The following is a 15,925-nucleotide window of genomic DNA, read 5'->3' as shown; positions in this document are numbered from 1 at the left end:
ACTCGCACAGTTTCACATTTGCAGCCCGCAGCACGCGCCCGTTGTGGCCAGCCGCTGACAGTCACTGGGGTGGTCATGGCTAGCCGCAGAGCAGTCGTCGGGCCGGCCACCGGGTATCTCCCTCAGCAGCCCCCACAGCAGCCCCTTCAGTCACACCCAAAATCCGCCCGATACTTGAGGATTCCACGCGACAAACTAGATTGTGTGTACGGTATTCCTTATATTCTTCATATTCTTTCCAGATAATCTTCCGGGAGAACGCGGCCGGGAACTGATTTGAACTGATCGGAACCGATTGGAACCGGTTGGAACCGATCGCGGGCTTCTCACAGCTGAAGCCCGGCCAGAGTCCGGCCAAGAACCCCCAAGATTTAAACGAAAACAAGAACCTAAACAGTCAAAAACATTCAACGTTGCAGGATAGAAAAACTTCTATGGCGAATTCAGACGGCCTCAAGCGCCTTGTAATTGTCGAGTCGGCGACGAAAGCTCGCAAGATTCAGCCGTATCTCGGCGATGATTACATCGTGGAGGCGTCGGTGGGCCACATTCGCGACTTGCCCCGTGGCGCAGCCGACGTTCCGGCTCGTTACAAAAAGGAGCCCTGGGCTCGTCTGGGTGTGAATGTCGACAACGGATTCGCCCCATTGTATGTCGTCAGCGCTGATAAGAAGAAGAAAGTCGCCGACCTGAAGGCCAAGCTCAAGGAAGTCGACGAGCTCTATCTCGCAACTGACCCCGACCGTGAGGGCGAGGCCATTGCCTGGCACTTGCTGGAGGTTCTGAAGCCCAAGGTGCCGGTGCGTCGCATGGTGTTCCATGAGATCACCAAGCAGGCCATCTTAGAGGCCGCCGCCAACACCCGTGAGCTGGACCAGAACCTGGTCGACGCCCAAGAGGGTCGCCGTATCCTCGACCGTCTCTACGGCTACGAGGTCTCCCCGGTGCTGTGGAAGAAGGTCATGCCGCGCCTGTCGGCAGGCCGTGTGCAGTCGGTGGCAACGCGCGTCATCGTCGAGCGTGAGCGAGAACGCATGGCGTTTATCTCCGCTGAGTACTGGGATGTCGCCGCAACTTTGGACACCGGTTCGGCTTCTGCTGACGCCAACCAGCCGAAAGAATTCGTCGCAACCCTGACCAGCGTTGATGGTCAGCGCGTAGCGCAGGGTCGAGACTTCGATGACCGTGGCCAGCTGAAGAAGTCCGATGGCATCCGGGTCGTCGATAAGCAGCTCGCCGAAACCCTGGCGGCGGACCTCGTGGGCTCTGAGCTCAAGGTCGCGTCGGTGGAGGAGAAGCCGTACACGCGCCGCCCGTACCCGCCGTTCATGACTTCTACGCTGCAGCAGGAGGCGGGCCGCAAGCTGCATTACACCTCTGAGCGCACGATGCGTGTGGCGCAGCGCCTGTACGAAAACGGTCACATTACCTACATGCGTACCGACTCCACGACGCTGTCCAAGGCCGGTATCGACGCCGCGCGTAAGCAGGCGCTGGAGCTCTACGGCTCGGAGTACGTCGCCGATGCGCCGCGCCAGTACTCGCGCAAGGTGAAGAACTCGCAGGAAGCGCACGAGGCAATTCGTCCGGCTGGCGAGACATTCGCAACGCCGGGGCAGCTGGCGGGATCGCTGGATGCTGAGGAATTCAAGCTCTACGAACTGATTTGGCAGCGTACCGTCGCCTCGCAGATGGCCGACGCACGCGGCACGTCCATGAAGGTCACCATCGCTGGCGCCACCGACACGCACGCCGTCGAGTTCGCCTCCACCGGACGCACGATTCGCTTCCCGGGCTTCCTCAAGGCATACGTCGAGGTCTCCGCGCTTTCTGACGGCCGTAAGGTCGCCGACAACGCTGAGAAGCGTCTGCCACAGTTGACGGAAGGCCAGGGCCTGACGGCCACGGACTTCAGCGCCGACAACCACTCCACCAACCCGCCTGCGCGCTTCACCGAGGCCAGCTTGGTGAAGAAGATGGAGGACCTGGGAATTGGTCGTCCGTCGACATACGCGTCGATTATCAAGACCATTCAGGATCGCGGCTACGTCTACTCCCGCGGCAACGCTCTGGTGCCCTCGTGGGTGGCCTTTGCCGTGGTGGGGCTGATGGAGGAAGCATTCTCCGATTTGGTCAACTACGACTTCACCTCCGAGCTGGAGGATGAGCTCGACGGCATTGCTGCGGGCAATAAGGATCGCACGACCTGGCTGACCGGTTTCTATTTCGGTGATGACAAGGATCACCGCCACAAGGGAGCCGACGCCATTGCGACCCACGGTGGTCTGAAGAACATCATCGACGTGAACTTGGAATCGATTGATGCTCGGAAGGTCAATTCGCTCCACCTCTTCGACGATGCCGAGGGTAACCCAATCATCATTCGCGTTGGCCGCTATGGGCCGTACCTGGAGCGTACGCGCCCGGGTGCCGGTGAAAACGGTGCCGACGAGGTGCAGCGCGCCAACATCCCGGAGGCCATGACTCCGGACGAGCTGGATCTGGCCGCCGCCGAGAAGCTGCTGGCCATGCCGCAGGGTGGTCGTGAGCTGGGCATTAACCCGGCCAATGGTCGCATGATTGTTGCTCGCGATGGCCGCTACGGCCCCTACGTCACCGAGCTGGTCACCGATGAAGAGCGCGAAGGTGTCGTAGCCAAGGCTGAGGAGATCATCGCAGCTGAGCGCGCCGAAGAGGACGCTCAGCGCGCTGCCGAGGGCAAGCGAAAGAAGAACTGGGAAACCAAGACCGCTGCCAAGCAGAAGGAAAAGCGCACCGCGGAAATCATCGAGGAAACTCTGAAGCCGAAGACGGCCTCGCTGTTTTCCTCCATGGAGCCGTCGACTGTCACGTTGGAAGAGGCTCTGAAGCTGATGAGCCTGCCGCGCGAGGTCGGTGTCGACCCGGTCGATAACGAGGTTATTACTGCTCAGAATGGCCGTTACGGTCCGTACCTGAAGAAGGGCACGGACTCGCGTTCACTGGCTAACGAAGAGCAGATTTTCACCGTGACATTGGACGAGGCTCGTCGTATCTACGCTGAGCCGAAGCGCCGCGGTCGTGCTGCTGCGAAGCTGCCACTGAAGCAGCTGGGCGACAACGATGTCTCCGGCCGCCCGATGTCGGTGAAGGATGGCCGCTTCGGTCCGTACGTCACCGATGGTGTCACCAATGCTTCGTTGCGCAAGGGTGATACGCCTGAGACGCTGACCGATGCCCGCGCCTGCGAGCTGCTGTCTGAGCGTCGTGCGAAGGAAGCTGCCGATGGTGGTACCAAGAAGGCCGCGAAAAAGTCGACTCGCAAGAGCACGAAGAAGGCTGCCAAGAAGACCACTAGGAAGGCGGTCAAGCGCACCACCAAGCGAGTGGTGAAGGCGACCCGCCGGGGCAAGTAACGCATTGACCGTTAGCTGCGGCAGGGGCTAAATGGGTGCAGAGCACTTAAGCTGCCGCCGCGCCTTAAGCGCCCGCCGCGCCCGCCACACCTGGCGTGCCCGCCGCACCCGGCGCCTCCTGCGGAGTTGGTTTGGGGCCACCGACCCCGGTCAGCTCCGCCCGCATCGTCGGCCCGTACGACAGCCGGCGATGCACCTTCTCAAACGGCCCCTGCATGCCGCGACGCTCCATCGCCCACGCGGCCAACAGTGTCACCAACCAGACACCCACAGCGATGAGTGTTTGCACGAACGCGCCCATGTTGCGCGGGATGTTCAGAGTAAACGGGTAAACCAGCACAAAGAAGATCACCGACTGCATCAGGTAGCCCGTCATCGAACGCTTGCCGAGCGCCACAATCGGTACCAGCCAACCAGGCACAGCGGTGCCCTCGTTCAGGCGTCGCTGGAGCGGCTGCAGCGCCAACGCCAGCCCGGCTAGGATGCCAGGACCGGCGAACACTCCGGCAAAGTTATTAATTACCAAGAAGGCCATGTGCTGTCCGGCTGGAAGAACTCCAATCGCTGCCAACCCCATAGGGATTCCGACACCGAAGGCGACAATCACGGCCACCACGAGCCACCGAATAAGCAGGGGGCGGTGCGCGTCAACGTCGTCAAGCACGCCCTTGCGAGCCCATACGAAGCCGATCATCATCACCGGCAGGTAGAGGAACAGCTGCAGCGGCAGGGTAGTGATGCTCATTGTCAGGACCTGGAGGTTCGCGGCGAGCATATCCAGGTAACTCGTTTCAATTGCACCGCCGTTGACGAACTCGCTCATGTCGGAGCCGACGAACTCGGCGTCGGGCATCGCAATTACGAATCCCAAAAACAGCAGGCTCAGTGCAGCGTTGATCGTCAGCGCAATCCACGCGAGAATCGTCAGCACCTTGTTGCTAAGTCCCATAAGCAGCCCCAGGATGATGCCGCAGATGCCGTAGAGAAACATGATGTCGCCAAAGAACAGAAGCAGCATGTGCGCGATGCCGAACAGCCCCAGGAACGCATATCGCTTTACGACGACCACCCGCGCCCGCGACCGTGGAAAGTTCCTCCTGGCCAAACTGCGGACAATGAGTCCGACACCGAAGCCGAGCAGCGTTGCGAACATCGGCAGCCCGCGGCTATGTGCGGTCACAGCGGTAAACAGCACGGTGGCCTTGTCGGCGATGCTGTCGTTTATGACGCCTCCGAAGAATGCTGCGGGCAGTTCGGGATCTGCCACCAGCCAGGCGGTGGCAATGTTCGCGATAGCGATGCCGAGGAGCGCGAACCCACGCGCAGCGTCGGGAACGAGCATGCGAGGTCTGGGGTTGGTGCTAGAACTGGGGCGGTTGTCAGTCATTCCTCCAACGTAAAGGCAACGTGGGGTGGCTCGCAGCCGGTGGATGGATATGTGCGAGTTTTCTTGGGGCGTGCGCGTTGCTGGCGGTTTCGCGAAACCGTTGCAGCATATCGATTGGCGATATAGTATCGAAAATCGATATATCGAATTACGATATATTCACAGCGACCATGCCAATCGCGCCTCGCTGAGGTGCAGTAAGGGAGTCAAACTTCATGACAACGCCGAATCCCAAGAAGCTCAACGACCCATATCTCGACCCAGCTAAAGAGCGTCGAGATGTCATTGCTGGTGCGTTCGTCGGCGTGATTGCGCTGGTGTTTATCCTCATCCAGCTGCGCAATCCAGTCCTTCACCAGCAATTTCCCAGTGACCTGACCTTGCTCCTGCCCGATGTTGTGGAAAGCAGCAGGGGCGTTCCCGCAGAGGTGATGAGCGGTGGTGCGCTCGCCTTCTTTATTGCGGCAACTGCCGTGCGTTGTGGCATCGTCGCAGCAATCGCCGTGCTGATCGTGATGTTTTCGCGGTCGTACTTGAAAGGCGACTTTTTCACGCTCCGCACAGCGCGACGTGTGACGGCCATCGGCTGGTTGGCGGTGGTCTACCCGGTGTCAGAGTTTCTGCAGCTCATGGGCGAAAACTGGGTGGCAAGTGATCTATATTTGACCGATTGGTTCCTGCGTGATCACTCCGGTTTCAACCAGCACGTGGGAATTTGGTTCGTTCTCGTGATGGTCATCTCCACTCTCGGAGTTATGTTGTTCCGAGCCGCGCGAATGCAGGAAGACCAGGAAGGGCTCATTTAAATGGCGAAGGTTGTGTGCCACTTGGATGAGCTACTGGAAAGCCGCGGTATGACGCTCGCAGCCCTTTCCGAACAGGTCGGGGTCACACCGGTCAACCTCTCAGTGCTCAAAAACAACAGGGCGAAAGCCGTGCGCTTCACGACGCTCACTATGTTGTGTGAAGCCCTGGACTGCCAGCCAGGGGATTTATTCTCGGTGGAGTAAGTGCGCTCGCCGTCTGAGAAGTCTAGGGATGCTAGGCGTCCAACGAGCACAGCATGAGCACAGCGAGACCAACGAGTCCGGCGTCCCCCCCCTAAGCCTCGTCGGCAAGCGTTGGACGCACCGGGCGCGCAAGCTGCGTCATGTGCGTGCGGCCGCGCAACTCCACGGACTTCAGGGTGGTCCAGCGAGCCTGCTCGTCCTCGTTGGCCAGGCGGATAGTGGAAGCCGTGGCGAGCACGCGGCCTGGGGTATCCTTAGCCAACTCAGTCAGACGGGCAGCCTGGTTAACCGCGTCACCAATAACCGTGTATTCAAAACGGTCGCGGGCACCGATGTGGCCGGCGACGACGTGGCCGGCGGAGACGCCGATTCCGGCAGTGAGTTGGAGGTCGAGCAGTTCCTCGCGCAGTTCACGGGCTGCGGTGAGGGCGTGACCGGCCGTGTCGTCGAGGGGTAGGGGAGCGCCGAAGACAGCAAGAGCCGCGTCACCCTGGAACTTGTTGATAATGCCCTTATTGCGGTGCACACAGTCAACAACGTGGTCGAAGAAGGCATTGAGTTCGCGGACAACGACCTCTGGCGAGTTCTTCTCCGCGAAGTTGGTCGAGCCAATTACATCCACAAACAGCACCGCGACCAGGCGATTCTCGCCGCCCAAAGTTGGCTTTTCTTCCAGAGCCTTGCGGGCGACCTCAGATCCGACGTAACGGCCAAAGAGGTCACGCACCCGCTGGCGCTCCTGCAAGCCACGCATCATTTCATTGAAGCCCGCTTGGAGGACACCCATCTCGGAGCCGTCGTAAATAGGCACGCGCGTATCCACCTGGCCCTGGCGGACCTTGTTAATTGCACCCGTGAGATCCCGAATCGGGTCAACGATGGACATGCTGGCCAGCATCGTGCCGAAATAGCCGGTGATCAGAGCCAAAACTGCCAACGCGGTAATCGTAGGCAGGAGGTCCGCCGCATCATCTGTAAACATGCCACGGCGCTGACCGAGCAGCACAAGTAAAATCGCTACCACGGGAACACCGCTGGTCAACACCCATGTCTGGCGCAGGCGGTGACCAATCGGTGGCTCCAGCGAGGAATCCGGAGCCCGACGCGCCAGCGCCTCCACGGCGACCGGACGCACCATGCGCTCTGCAATCAGATAGGTCAACAGTGCCACCATGGCGCCACCGAGTACCGAGGTGAGCAGCACCATCATGCCAATCTTGCTGTCATAGGCGAACGCGACTCCGCTGAAGACAATTACGCCCAAAGACCAGATGACGGTACCCAAAAGTGCCTGATAGACGGGCACACGCATGACCAGATAGCGCACCCGCCGCGGATCGTGCATATCCGGATGACGCTGCCATTTCACCAGCGGTTTGAACAGGATCCAGGTAGTGCCGATGCCCGCGATAATTGCCAGAACCAGGTACCCAGCCAGGGCATAAATGACACCATTAGCCAACCGTGGCAAGTGAGTTTCTTGGTTCAGTGGCAACAGCATGCCGAGGAACAAGCCGACAATCATGGCTCCGACAAGGTTGCAGACGAAGATAAATGAGGCATAAGCAGGCCACATTGTCCCACTTAGCCATTTCAGATTTCGCCAGAGCCGTTGCATGACTACTACCTTAGTGGCAACCCCGGTTTGCAGGGAGTAGTTACCTCACAAGAGTCTTGTGGGGCGCGCTAGAGTTGTGGCCATGACAGAGCCCATGACAGAGCGCAGCGTGTTTTCTCGTATGCCCGAAACCGGTGGGGTTCGCCAGCGGCTGCAGGCTGCTGTGCGCGCTGCGCATTATCGCTTTGCCAATGGTCAACCGCTGGCAGGCGATGGGGCGGAGGTTTCGCCGGAAGGTGGGGACGCGGGGTCGTCGTTAAGCGATGTGCCACGCGACTCGGACATGACGCACGCCTGGCTGTTCACTGGCCCTGCGGGGTCGGGGCGGTCGGTGACGGCGACGGCGTTTGCGGCGGCACTGCTGTGCACGCGACATGACAACCCCGGATGTGGCGAATGTGAGGGCTGTCGGACTGCGCTGGCGGGAACGCATGGCGATATCAAGATCGTGCGCCCGGAGGGCACCATCATTTCCGTGGCGACGGTGAGGGACGAGCTGCGGCCCTGGGCCTACAAGATGCCCACGACGGCGGATTGCCGCGTGCTGATCATCGAAGACGCCGACCGCCTCAACGAGTCCGCCTCAAATGCGCTGCTTAAGGTGGTGGAAGAGCCGCCGCTGCGCACCGTTATCATCATGTGCGCACCAACGACGAACGCGGAGGATTTCTCCGTTACGCTCCGTTCGCGCTGCCGCCATGTCTATGTGCCGACGCCGCATATCGACGATGTCACAAACCTCCTGCGCGCCGAGCGGCCAGAGCTTACCGACGAGCAAGCGGTCTGGGCCGCGACGGTGTCCAACGGCCACATTGGGCGTGCGCGTGGCTTTGTCTCCGATGAGGGCTCGCGTGCCTGGCGGGGCAAGGCTCTGGATTTCGTGGAGGCCGTGTTCGACCCGGCGAAGTCGTATTTGGCGGCGCGAGAGCTAGCCAACGAAGTGGCTGGCGAGGTGAAGCGGCGGATGGAGCCACTGGAGGCTGAGGAGCTGGAGAACCTCGAGCGTTCGCTGGGCGTCGGGGCGTCTGGAAAGGGTGCGCAGGCGGCACTGCGCGGCTCTAAAGGTGTGATTAAGGACCTGGAGGATAATCAGAAGCGTCGGCGTAGGCGTGCGGAGTCGGATCTGATTGACCTATCGTTGACCGACATTATGGGGCTTTACCGTGATGCTTTGGTGCTGGCGTTTGGGGCTGAACGTGCTGGTGGGACTGCTTCGGGGGATTTGAGCTCTGCCGCTGATTCCGAGTTTGGGGATGGTTCCGTCTACCTCATAAATCCAGACCGTCGTCGGACAGCCACGGAGCTAGCCCGACGCCTTCCGCCGGAGGCAATATTGGCCTCCATCGATGCCGTAACCGAGGTGCGCGGCATGCTCGTGACGGCAGTGAAGCTGGCGGTCTTGATGGATGAATTGATGGCTAAATTGCAGATCGCAGGGCAGGTTGGTCGCAGGTAATCCGGGAGAGACGCCTAATTCAGCGGACTGCAGACCCCATTTTGGTAGCGATGGGGGCAGTGCAGTAGTATTACCGCTTGTACATTTTGTGCAGGGTCATTTCTGCTTGCTTGAAAGCTCAGCGCAATGTGCGTGCCGCCTTAGCTCAGTCGGTAGAGCGTCTCACTCGTAATGAGAAGGTCGCGAGTTCGATTCTCGCAGGCGGCTCCATTAAGCCCCAGCTAGAACAGTGTTCCAGCTGGGGTATTTTCCTATCGTCACTGGTTAAGTCGTCCCAGATTATCCGTGCTATTCCGAGTGTAGACAGGGCACAGGCTGAGAACACCGAAGAGGTGAATCGGGAGCAGAAGTTAGAATGGTCCCTCGTGGATAAGGGGCAAGAAGAGATCATTGAGCGGCTCCTAGAGAAGAGTAAGGAAGCTTTTGCTCTTGCAGTGGAGCTGTACAACAGGCCAACGTTCTTATAGGTGGTGCCAGGTCATGCGCTGTGTACAGGAAAAGTAGTGCTAGCGCTAGTGACCTTCACTCTCGTGGGCAACACAATATAGAGCATGAAAAAGCTTGTGGTTGGCATGATTGCCGTGGCCGTGATCGTGGTGGCGTTAGTCGGGTTTGTGGGATTCATGCAGTGGGTCGATGCAGACAGCGTGACCGGTGATGATGGCGTGGCTGCCGGGTATAGCGCTGAAACGGGTGGCCCACTGGAAGCGTCGTTCGCGGGCAAGGGGCCGCACTCAGTCGACGTGAAGCGCGACGGCGACGTGACCATCGCGGCACCGACGGGCGCAGGACCGTTTCCGGCGGAGGTCATGGCTAATGGCACGAACACGCCGTTGAGCAGCTACCTGCCCGTGGCGGAACACCTGGCTAGTTGGGGTTTCGTGGTTGTCGGCGATGAGACTCTCCAAACTGGAACAGGGGAGAATGTCGTGAACTTGATCGAGCACTTGCCGGAACTGGATTCCCGTGTGGACCGATCACGGGTCGGCATTTTCGGACACTCACAGGGTGGTGCGGGTGCCATCAACGCTGCGGCCCACGCGGAGGTAGCAGCCGTGTATGCGGCGAGCCCGGCCTCCCACAAAGTGGCAAAGTCCAATGACTGGGACTACACCACCGCGAACGTAGAGGCACCTTTGTTCTTGATGACCAGCGATGGTCGTTCGGACCGCTGGCTTGTCAGCCCGTGGTCAGACCTAGAGGAGAGCTTTCAATCAGCTGGTGGTCCGGCGGTCATTGCACGCCGCCTGGGCGCGGATCACAAGGACGTCTTAGAGTTCGGGGACGGTTACGCCACCGCGTGGTTCCGCTGCATCCTTGCTGATGATGCTGAGGCACGAGACGCGTTCGTTGGTGCTTCACCAGCGGGCGTCGGTGAGCTGGCGAGCAACGCGCTCTGGGACCGAGTGGCCACCCGCGGCTGGTAACTCGCGGGGTCCTTCACCATCCCGTGCGGTGTACCGAACACCCTAAAAGTAACCTGTGCTCACACACTCCTTTCGGCGGAGGCGTGATTCACAAAAATCAGCAGCCCTGATAAATTTCAAGTGAATTGTCAACCGGGCTGCGCCACGCCAGCCTGTACAAGCAGAATCGAATGAGTCATTCAGACAGAGGCGAAAGGCCACGTCGAGGGCCTCTACATCGATACCCCTCGGTGATAACTCCTGAAAAAACCTGCATACGCCCCGACGTGCGGTGATTCCCCTGGACTCGAAGGGGGAAGATATTTCGGAGACAGAGAATCTCAATCGGGTGTTTGCTACTGTTACTCAGCACATGGCAGGTACGCGGATACTAGGAGAACGCACGATGCGGCAGCCCGGACACCAGCGACTAGCAGTTCAACAATCAGCAGGGCGACTGGCTGTGGCTTTGGTGGCTGCGGCAACTTTGCCAGCCGGTCTTGTGGCCTGCACCATCGACACGGAGGCTTCCGAGAGAGGAAGCGCTCAGCAAGCTGCGTCGACTGAAACGCAAACCTCCTTGGCAGCTGAAGAAGAGGCCATGCAGATGCCGAACCCCACTCCGCCGAATGAGGAGTCCGCAATGCCTGATTCTGCTAGCCCCGACGCAGTCGCTCCGGGCGATGCACAACAACAGCAAGCTAATCGCGCTACTTCGCGTGCCGACGGCTCTAGCGCTGTAGCCGGCAAGGTCATCTACCTCGATCCAGGCCACGCGGGCACCCCACCACCTGCCGACCTGATGGTCACAGACGGCCGCGGCGGTCAAAAGCCGTGTAATACCTCCGGCACCGCCTCTAACGACGGCTTCCCGGAGCACGAGTTCAATTGGCTGATGGCGCAGGAGATCAAGCAGCTGCTCGAACAGCGCGGTGCTCAGGTGCTACTTAGCCGCAAGGATGACACCGGTCGTGCAGATTGCATCGATGCCCGTGCGGAGAAGGAAAATGCCTCCAACGCCGATGCTGTGGTGAGCCTCCACGCAGATGGTGCTGGAGAGGGCAACCGCGGATTCCATGTGTCTGCGATCTCTCAGCCGCTCGCCAATAATGACGAGCAGGGATCTACCGCGCTGGCGACCGCCCTGCGCGATGCCTTTGTTGCCGCTGGTTTTGCTCCATCCAACTATCTCGGCAGCGAAGGGCTGAATCCGCGTGCAGATCTCACCGGACTCAACCTATCGACAAAGCCAAAGGCACTGGTCGAATACGGCAACATGCGCGATAGCAGCGACATTGCCCTCTTAACCTCCAGCGAAGGCCGTCAGCGCTTGGCAGAGGCCACTGTGGCTGGGCTGGAAGGTTTCTTGGCGCAGTAGCCAGCTCACCAACCCGCTAACTAGCAGGGTTGGCTTTAGCCTTCGGCGTCATCGCGTCGTAAGGCTCCATCATGGGGATATCCAGCATGGTGCTGGGGACTCCAAAGGCGTCGACAAGTACCTCAGACCAGGGGCCAAGGGAATCAACCAGATCGGCCAAGCCCGCCCGCGCGCCTTTGGTGCGAGTACCGGTGAGCAGTGACTGCTCCAAGAACCAGCCGGCGTTATCGCAGACGACCGACAGGAAGAACACATCGCGAACCTGCTCGAGCACTTCTTGAGAGCGCTCGTCTGTGAGTGTGGATTCGGCTTCGAAGAATGCTTCCAAGAGCATGCGATCTATATGCGCCCACGCGCAGGAAATCATGTGGTCCTGGACCTTGTCCACCAGCTTCGCGGCCTTTTCAACAGGCAGTTTCCGCGCTGGGCGCAGCCTGCGAGCAAGGGACTTGAGAAGTCGATTCTCGCGCTCGATGAGCAGTTGCATCTGGCTGGCGGGGTCAAAGAGCGAGGACTCATCAGCGTCAGTCAGCGCATCCAAGAGGTTCTGAACGACGGCGTCCGCACCGGTGCGACGGCGCAAAATGCCACTGAAATTGTCGAGGCCGAAGCGCACCATTTCCAGGTTGGAAAAACTCTGTACCTCCCGGGCAAAACCACCCAAGAGTTCCTTGGTGACCAGCTGCAACATCACCACGTTGTCGCCCTCAAAGGTAGTGAATACGTCGGAGTCCTCTTTGAGAATGGTCAACAGGTTCTCTGCCATGTAGCCAGCTCCACCGGTGGCCTCACGCATCTCCTGGATGGCATCGGTGGCATGCGCGGTGTTCGCGACCTTCAATGCAGCGGCATGCGCCTCCGCTTCACGCAGATCGCGAGCCTGCTCCAGGGTTAGATTCGCACGGTCCAGCCCTTCCGCTTCGAGATCGTGAATCCGCTTGATCAGCAGATTAGTGGCAAATTGCAGACCGTACGAACGCGCAATGCGGGGGAGTAGTCGGATTCGGTGCTGGCGGTGCTCAATGAGTTTCTTTTCCGGCAGCGAATCGTCGGGAGCAAATTGGCGCCGCAAGTGTGCGTACTTGGTGCCGATGGTCAGTGCGGTGCGGGTTGCCGCACCAGCGGCCGCACCGACTGTCACGCGGCCGCGCACGAGGGCACCGAGCATCGTGAAAAACCGTGCATTGGGGCTGTCAATATCGCTGCTGTACTCGCCAGCAGCTGACACATCTGCAAAACGGTTGAGCAGGTTCTCCCGCGGCACGCGGTAATGGTCGAACATGAGAGTGCCGTTGTCCACGCCCAAAAGGCCACCCTTGGTGCCGTGGTCGCCAATCGCAACTCCGTCGACAGGCGAACCGTCGTCATTGCGGATCCGGGCAACAATGCAGTGCACGCCATGGGATTCTTCCTGCCCTGGTGTGTAGAGCTGGCAAAAGACCGCAGCCCAGCGCCCATCGCGCGCGGCGTTGCCCAAAAACCATTTCTCAGAGGAAGCTGTCGGCGAATTGAGGATGAATTCTTCCGTCTCAGGGTCGTAGTGCGCCGTGGTTTCGAGTGATTGCACGTCCGAGCCGTGGCCGCGCTCGGTCATCGCAAAGCAGCCGAGAGCCCGCAGCTCAATGAGGTCACGCACCAACTCGCCATGGCGCTCAGTCCCCAGGTTGCTGACAGCGCCGCCGAAAAGGCCCCACTGCACTCCGGACTTCACCATCAACGACAAGTCGGTGTGGCCGAGCATTTCAATCCCGGAGAGGGTCCCACCGGTATCTCCTGTGCCGCCCTGGTCAGTGCGGAAAGCACCATAGGGCATGCCGGTCTTAAGCACCTTGGACAACGCCTCGGTGGTGTGCTGCCTGGCCTCATCCACGGTCAGCCCAGAGGTGGGCCGCAGGGAGGGGTCTTCTAAAAGGGCGCGGACATCAGCGCGCGCCTCGGGGAAATAGCCGTCCAGAACCTTTTGCAGTGCGCCTGCCACTTCTGGTTCAGGTTGGGAGGGGAGTGTCTTCGGAGCGTCGGTCGAGCGCCGGCGGGGGATTCGCGTGGAGCTGGAAGAAGTCTGTGCCATAACCCAACGTTAATGGGATATCTGGGGCTTGTCAGTCGCTTTCGACTGAGAAACTCATGAGGAAATCGGGACCGAGAAAAGAGAAAACAGGTTACCGGGAGAAAAAGAAGGTGGAAACGCAAGAGCCGTCGTCAAGCAAATGCTGTGTTGTGCAATGCTTGACGACGGCTTACGTAATCAACCCTCGGTGGGGCAGATCCCTTAGCTGTGGGAACTAGACGCGCGACTTAACTTCGTCGAGGTTAGTTTCCGGGTGCTCGATCAGGTCTCGGTCTTCGAGACCCTTCGGAAGCAGGAACAGGGCAATCAGTGCCGGGATAGCCATGGCCATCAGGTAGACGGAGATGTAGAACGGGTTGCCGGTGGCATCCATGATCATCTGGGCAATCATCGGAGCGAATGCGCCACCCAGGACCGCGCCGATGGCGTAAGCGATGGAAGCGCCGGAGTAGCGGACCTCAGCCGGGAACATCTCGGAGTACATGGCCGGCTGCGGACCGAAGGTCAGGGCCAGCGGCAGGGTGAGAACTGCGACGGTCATGATGTACAGGAACGGACCCTTATCCAGGAGGTTCCACATAACGGCCTCCCAAATCATAATCACGACGTAGCCGATGATGAAGGTCTTAGCGCGGCCGATGCGGTCGGACCAAGCGCCAGCAATGAACATGAAGATGGTCCAGCAGATACCTGCGACGAGAGTACCGGTCCATGCAACGGTTGCCGGGTAGCCCAGTGTCTTCTGTGCGTAAGCGCCGAAGAATGCAATCACGAGGTAACCGGTAGCCTGCTGGGCAGCGAAGATCAGGGCACCCTGGATGACCTTGCCCCAGTGGTTGCGGAAGAGCTCTGGCAGCGGAGCGGAGCGCTCGGCGGACTCAGCCTGCATAGCCTGGAAGACCGGGGACTCGTCGACGCTGCGGCGAATCATGTAACCAATCAGAACCAGGATGAAGGACAGCAGGAACGGCACACGCCAGCCCCACTCCATGTAGGCTTCCTCGCCGACGATTGCCATAACAATCAGCATGGTGCCGGTAGCCAGGGTCAGACCCAGCGGAACACCGGCCTGCGGGAATGCGCCGTAGAGACCGCGCTTTTCCTTCGGAGCGTACTCCACGGACATCAGGGCTGCGCCGCCCCATTCACCGCCGGCGGAAATACCCTGGAAGACTCGGAGCAGAACCAGCAGGATAGGTGCTGCGATGCCGATTGACTCATAGGTCGGCAGCAGGCCGATGCAGAAAGTAGCTGCACCCATACCGATGAGGGTGAAGACCAGAATCATCTTGCGGCCGTATCGGTCACCGATATGGCCGGCGACGATAGCGCCAAGCGGGCGGAAGAGGAAGGAAATACCCAGGGTTGCCCAAGCGAGGACCTGGGCCACCTGTGGATTCGACTGTGCAGCAGGCTCGATGAAGTGCGGAGCAAGCACGATAGCTGCGGCCTGAGCGTAAATCAGGAAGTCATAAAACTCGATGGTCGTACCCACGAGAGTTCCCGTGAGCACCTGACGGCGCTGCTTGGGATCATTCGCGATGATCGAAGTAGTCATAAAAAACAAGACTTTCTTTACATACCCGTCCGCACGGCCATCGAGGACCTTGGTGATCTCAGCGGTCGCGAAGAAATCGCCCCAGGTTTTTCTCAGCCAGCGCTTGGGGAAAGGACAGAATGTTTGACGGTGTCGAATTCTTACACAGCCAGACCGGTAGCGACCAGCGTTTGAACTTCAGCGAGCGGTGACAAAAAGTGAACAACGGGGGTAATGGGGGTCGGTGAATGGCGGTAGATTTCCTTTGTTTGTGACCGATTTATTTATACGCATGCCTGAAATAGGCGGATTCGGGGGTGTGCAAAGGGGGTGTGTTGGGCACTACTTAACGACGGGCTGTTTCTGGCTCAATTTGCGCGACCTAGTGGGCGTCTAGGCGTGAGGTTGTCTTAAATAGGGGAAATCTGCGTTTTATAGCTGTTCGACTACCCCCACATTGAACTAATTTGTAATTATATATTCAGAAGTTGTGTGAATGGTGTGGCAAAAGTGGCTCAAGGTACGGAAAAAGCAACAGAACAATAACGATGTAGTGTCGAAAAGGGCACTGCCCCCGGATGGGGCAGGGAAGCAAGGTCGGCAACATACCACCCCGAGACGGGGGTGTGAGCCCCAGGTTTCAGGGGCATTTTGGGGCGGTGGTAGTGCC

Annotated in this window: 10 protein-coding genes and 1 tRNA gene; 7 read left to right on the top strand and 4 right to left on the bottom strand. The window is 59.5% G+C overall.

The annotated features are described in order from the left end of the window. Positions 1-434 precede the first annotated feature (434 nt). Entirely contained in the window at positions 435-3,395 is a 2,961-nt protein-coding gene (gene topA, locus HMPREF3135_RS08275; RefSeq protein ID WP_070432004.1) for a type I DNA topoisomerase, read from the top strand. A gap of 64 nt (positions 3,396-3,459) precedes the next feature. Here topA and HMPREF3135_RS08270 read toward each other — a convergent pair whose 3' ends face one another. Continuing rightward, positions 3,460-4,782 carry a DUF418 domain-containing protein gene (locus HMPREF3135_RS08270; protein WP_330914484.1) on the bottom strand — a complete coding sequence of 441 codons (1,323 nt, stop codon included), beginning with the start codon at positions 4,780-4,782 and terminating at the stop codon, positions 3,460-3,462. 215 nt (positions 4,783-4,997) lie between these two features. Between HMPREF3135_RS08270 and HMPREF3135_RS08265 the strand changes: the two genes are divergently transcribed. Both HMPREF3135_RS08265 and HMPREF3135_RS08260 read left to right on the top strand, forming a co-directional pair. Continuing rightward, complete coding sequence (locus HMPREF3135_RS08265) at positions 4,998-5,588, top strand: DUF2975 domain-containing protein (protein WP_070432002.1); 591 nt, start codon at positions 4,998-5,000, stop codon at positions 5,586-5,588. Beyond that, positions 5,589-5,792, top strand: a complete 204-nt coding sequence (locus HMPREF3135_RS08260) for a helix-turn-helix domain-containing protein (protein WP_005511351.1) — start codon at positions 5,589-5,591, stop codon at positions 5,790-5,792. It begins immediately after the preceding gene. Between the two features lie 91 nt (positions 5,793-5,883). Here the strand turns inward: HMPREF3135_RS08260 and HMPREF3135_RS08255 are convergent, their stop codons facing one another. After that, positions 5,884-7,410: an adenylate/guanylate cyclase domain-containing protein gene (locus HMPREF3135_RS08255; protein ID WP_038627473.1), complete on the bottom strand. Its 1,527-nt coding sequence runs from the start codon at positions 7,408-7,410 to the stop codon at positions 5,884-5,886. An 82-nt stretch (positions 7,411-7,492) separates the two neighbouring features. Here HMPREF3135_RS08255 and HMPREF3135_RS08250 point away from each other — a divergent pair, with 82 nt between their 5' ends. The 4 genes from HMPREF3135_RS08250 to HMPREF3135_RS08235 all read left to right on the top strand — a co-directional run bounded on the left by HMPREF3135_RS08250 (position 7,493) and on the right by HMPREF3135_RS08235 (position 11,650). Continuing rightward, positions 7,493-8,866 carry a DNA polymerase III subunit delta' gene (locus HMPREF3135_RS08250; protein ID WP_038627475.1) on the top strand — a complete coding sequence of 458 codons (1,374 nt, stop codon included), beginning with the start codon at positions 7,493-7,495 and terminating at the stop codon, positions 8,864-8,866. Between the two features lie 134 nt (positions 8,867-9,000). Beyond that, positions 9,001-9,076: transfer RNA gene (locus HMPREF3135_RS08245), tRNA-Thr, on the top strand. A 341-nt stretch (positions 9,077-9,417) separates the two neighbouring features. After that, positions 9,418-10,293, top strand: a complete 876-nt coding sequence (locus HMPREF3135_RS08240) for an alpha/beta hydrolase (RefSeq protein WP_070439117.1) — start codon at positions 9,418-9,420, stop codon at positions 10,291-10,293. Between the two features lie 385 nt (positions 10,294-10,678). After that, positions 10,679-11,650, top strand: a complete 972-nt coding sequence (locus tag HMPREF3135_RS08235; protein ID WP_052155573.1) for an N-acetylmuramoyl-L-alanine amidase — start codon at positions 10,679-10,681, stop codon at positions 11,648-11,650. A 16-nt stretch (positions 11,651-11,666) separates the two neighbouring features. On the opposite strand, the gene HMPREF3135_RS08230 is transcribed toward HMPREF3135_RS08235, so the two are convergent. Together HMPREF3135_RS08230 and HMPREF3135_RS08225 are read right to left on the bottom strand one after the other, a co-directional pair. Further along, positions 11,667-13,718 (bottom strand): acyl-CoA dehydrogenase family protein, encoded by a 2,052-nt coding sequence (locus HMPREF3135_RS08230; protein ID WP_070439114.1) that lies wholly within the window; start codon positions 13,716-13,718, stop codon positions 11,667-11,669. 214 nt (positions 13,719-13,932) lie between these two features. Further along, on the bottom strand, positions 13,933-15,276 hold the full coding sequence (locus HMPREF3135_RS08225; RefSeq protein ID WP_038627490.1) for an MFS transporter: 1,344 nt from the start codon (positions 15,274-15,276) through the stop codon (positions 13,933-13,935). Positions 15,277-15,925: the final 649 nt, after the last annotated feature.

The organism is Corynebacterium sp. HMSC14H10, from assembly GCF_001807105.1.
Classification (GTDB): domain Bacteria; phylum Actinomycetota; class Actinomycetes; order Mycobacteriales; family Mycobacteriaceae; genus Corynebacterium; species Corynebacterium jeikeium_D.
Note: the sequence above shows the minus strand (reverse complement) of the source record. Positions and strands in the feature narration are given on the sequence as shown.

What these genes read in the sequence shown, in the direction of transcription:
- HMPREF3135_RS08250 (WP_038627475.1), top strand. Translation starts at nt 7,493, where the DNA reads ATGACAGAGCCCATGACAGAGCGCAGCGTGTTTTCTCGTATGCCCGAA.
- HMPREF3135_RS08235 (WP_052155573.1), top strand. Translation starts at nt 10,679, where the DNA reads ATGCGGCAGCCCGGACACCAGCGACTAGCAGTTCAACAATCAGCAGGG.
- HMPREF3135_RS08240 (WP_070439117.1), top strand. Translation starts at nt 9,418, where the DNA reads ATGAAAAAGCTTGTGGTTGGCATGATTGCCGTGGCCGTGATCGTGGTG.
- HMPREF3135_RS08255 (WP_038627473.1), bottom strand. Translation starts at nt 7,410, where the DNA reads ATGCAACGGCTCTGGCGAAATCTGAAATGGCTAAGTGGGACAATGTGG.
- HMPREF3135_RS08230 (WP_070439114.1), bottom strand. Translation starts at nt 13,718, where the DNA reads ATGGCACAGACTTCTTCCAGCTCCACGCGAATCCCCCGCCGGCGCTCG.
- HMPREF3135_RS08225 (WP_038627490.1), bottom strand. Translation starts at nt 15,276, where the DNA reads ATGACTACTTCGATCATCGCGAATGATCCCAAGCAGCGCCGTCAGGTG.
- HMPREF3135_RS08270 (WP_330914484.1), bottom strand. Translation starts at nt 4,782, where the DNA reads ATGACTGACAACCGCCCCAGTTCTAGCACCAACCCCAGACCTCGCATG.
- topA (WP_070432004.1), top strand. Translation starts at nt 435, where the DNA reads ATGGCGAATTCAGACGGCCTCAAGCGCCTTGTAATTGTCGAGTCGGCG.
- HMPREF3135_RS08260 (WP_005511351.1), top strand. Translation starts at nt 5,589, where the DNA reads ATGGCGAAGGTTGTGTGCCACTTGGATGAGCTACTGGAAAGCCGCGGT.
- HMPREF3135_RS08265 (WP_070432002.1), top strand. Translation starts at nt 4,998, where the DNA reads ATGACAACGCCGAATCCCAAGAAGCTCAACGACCCATATCTCGACCCA.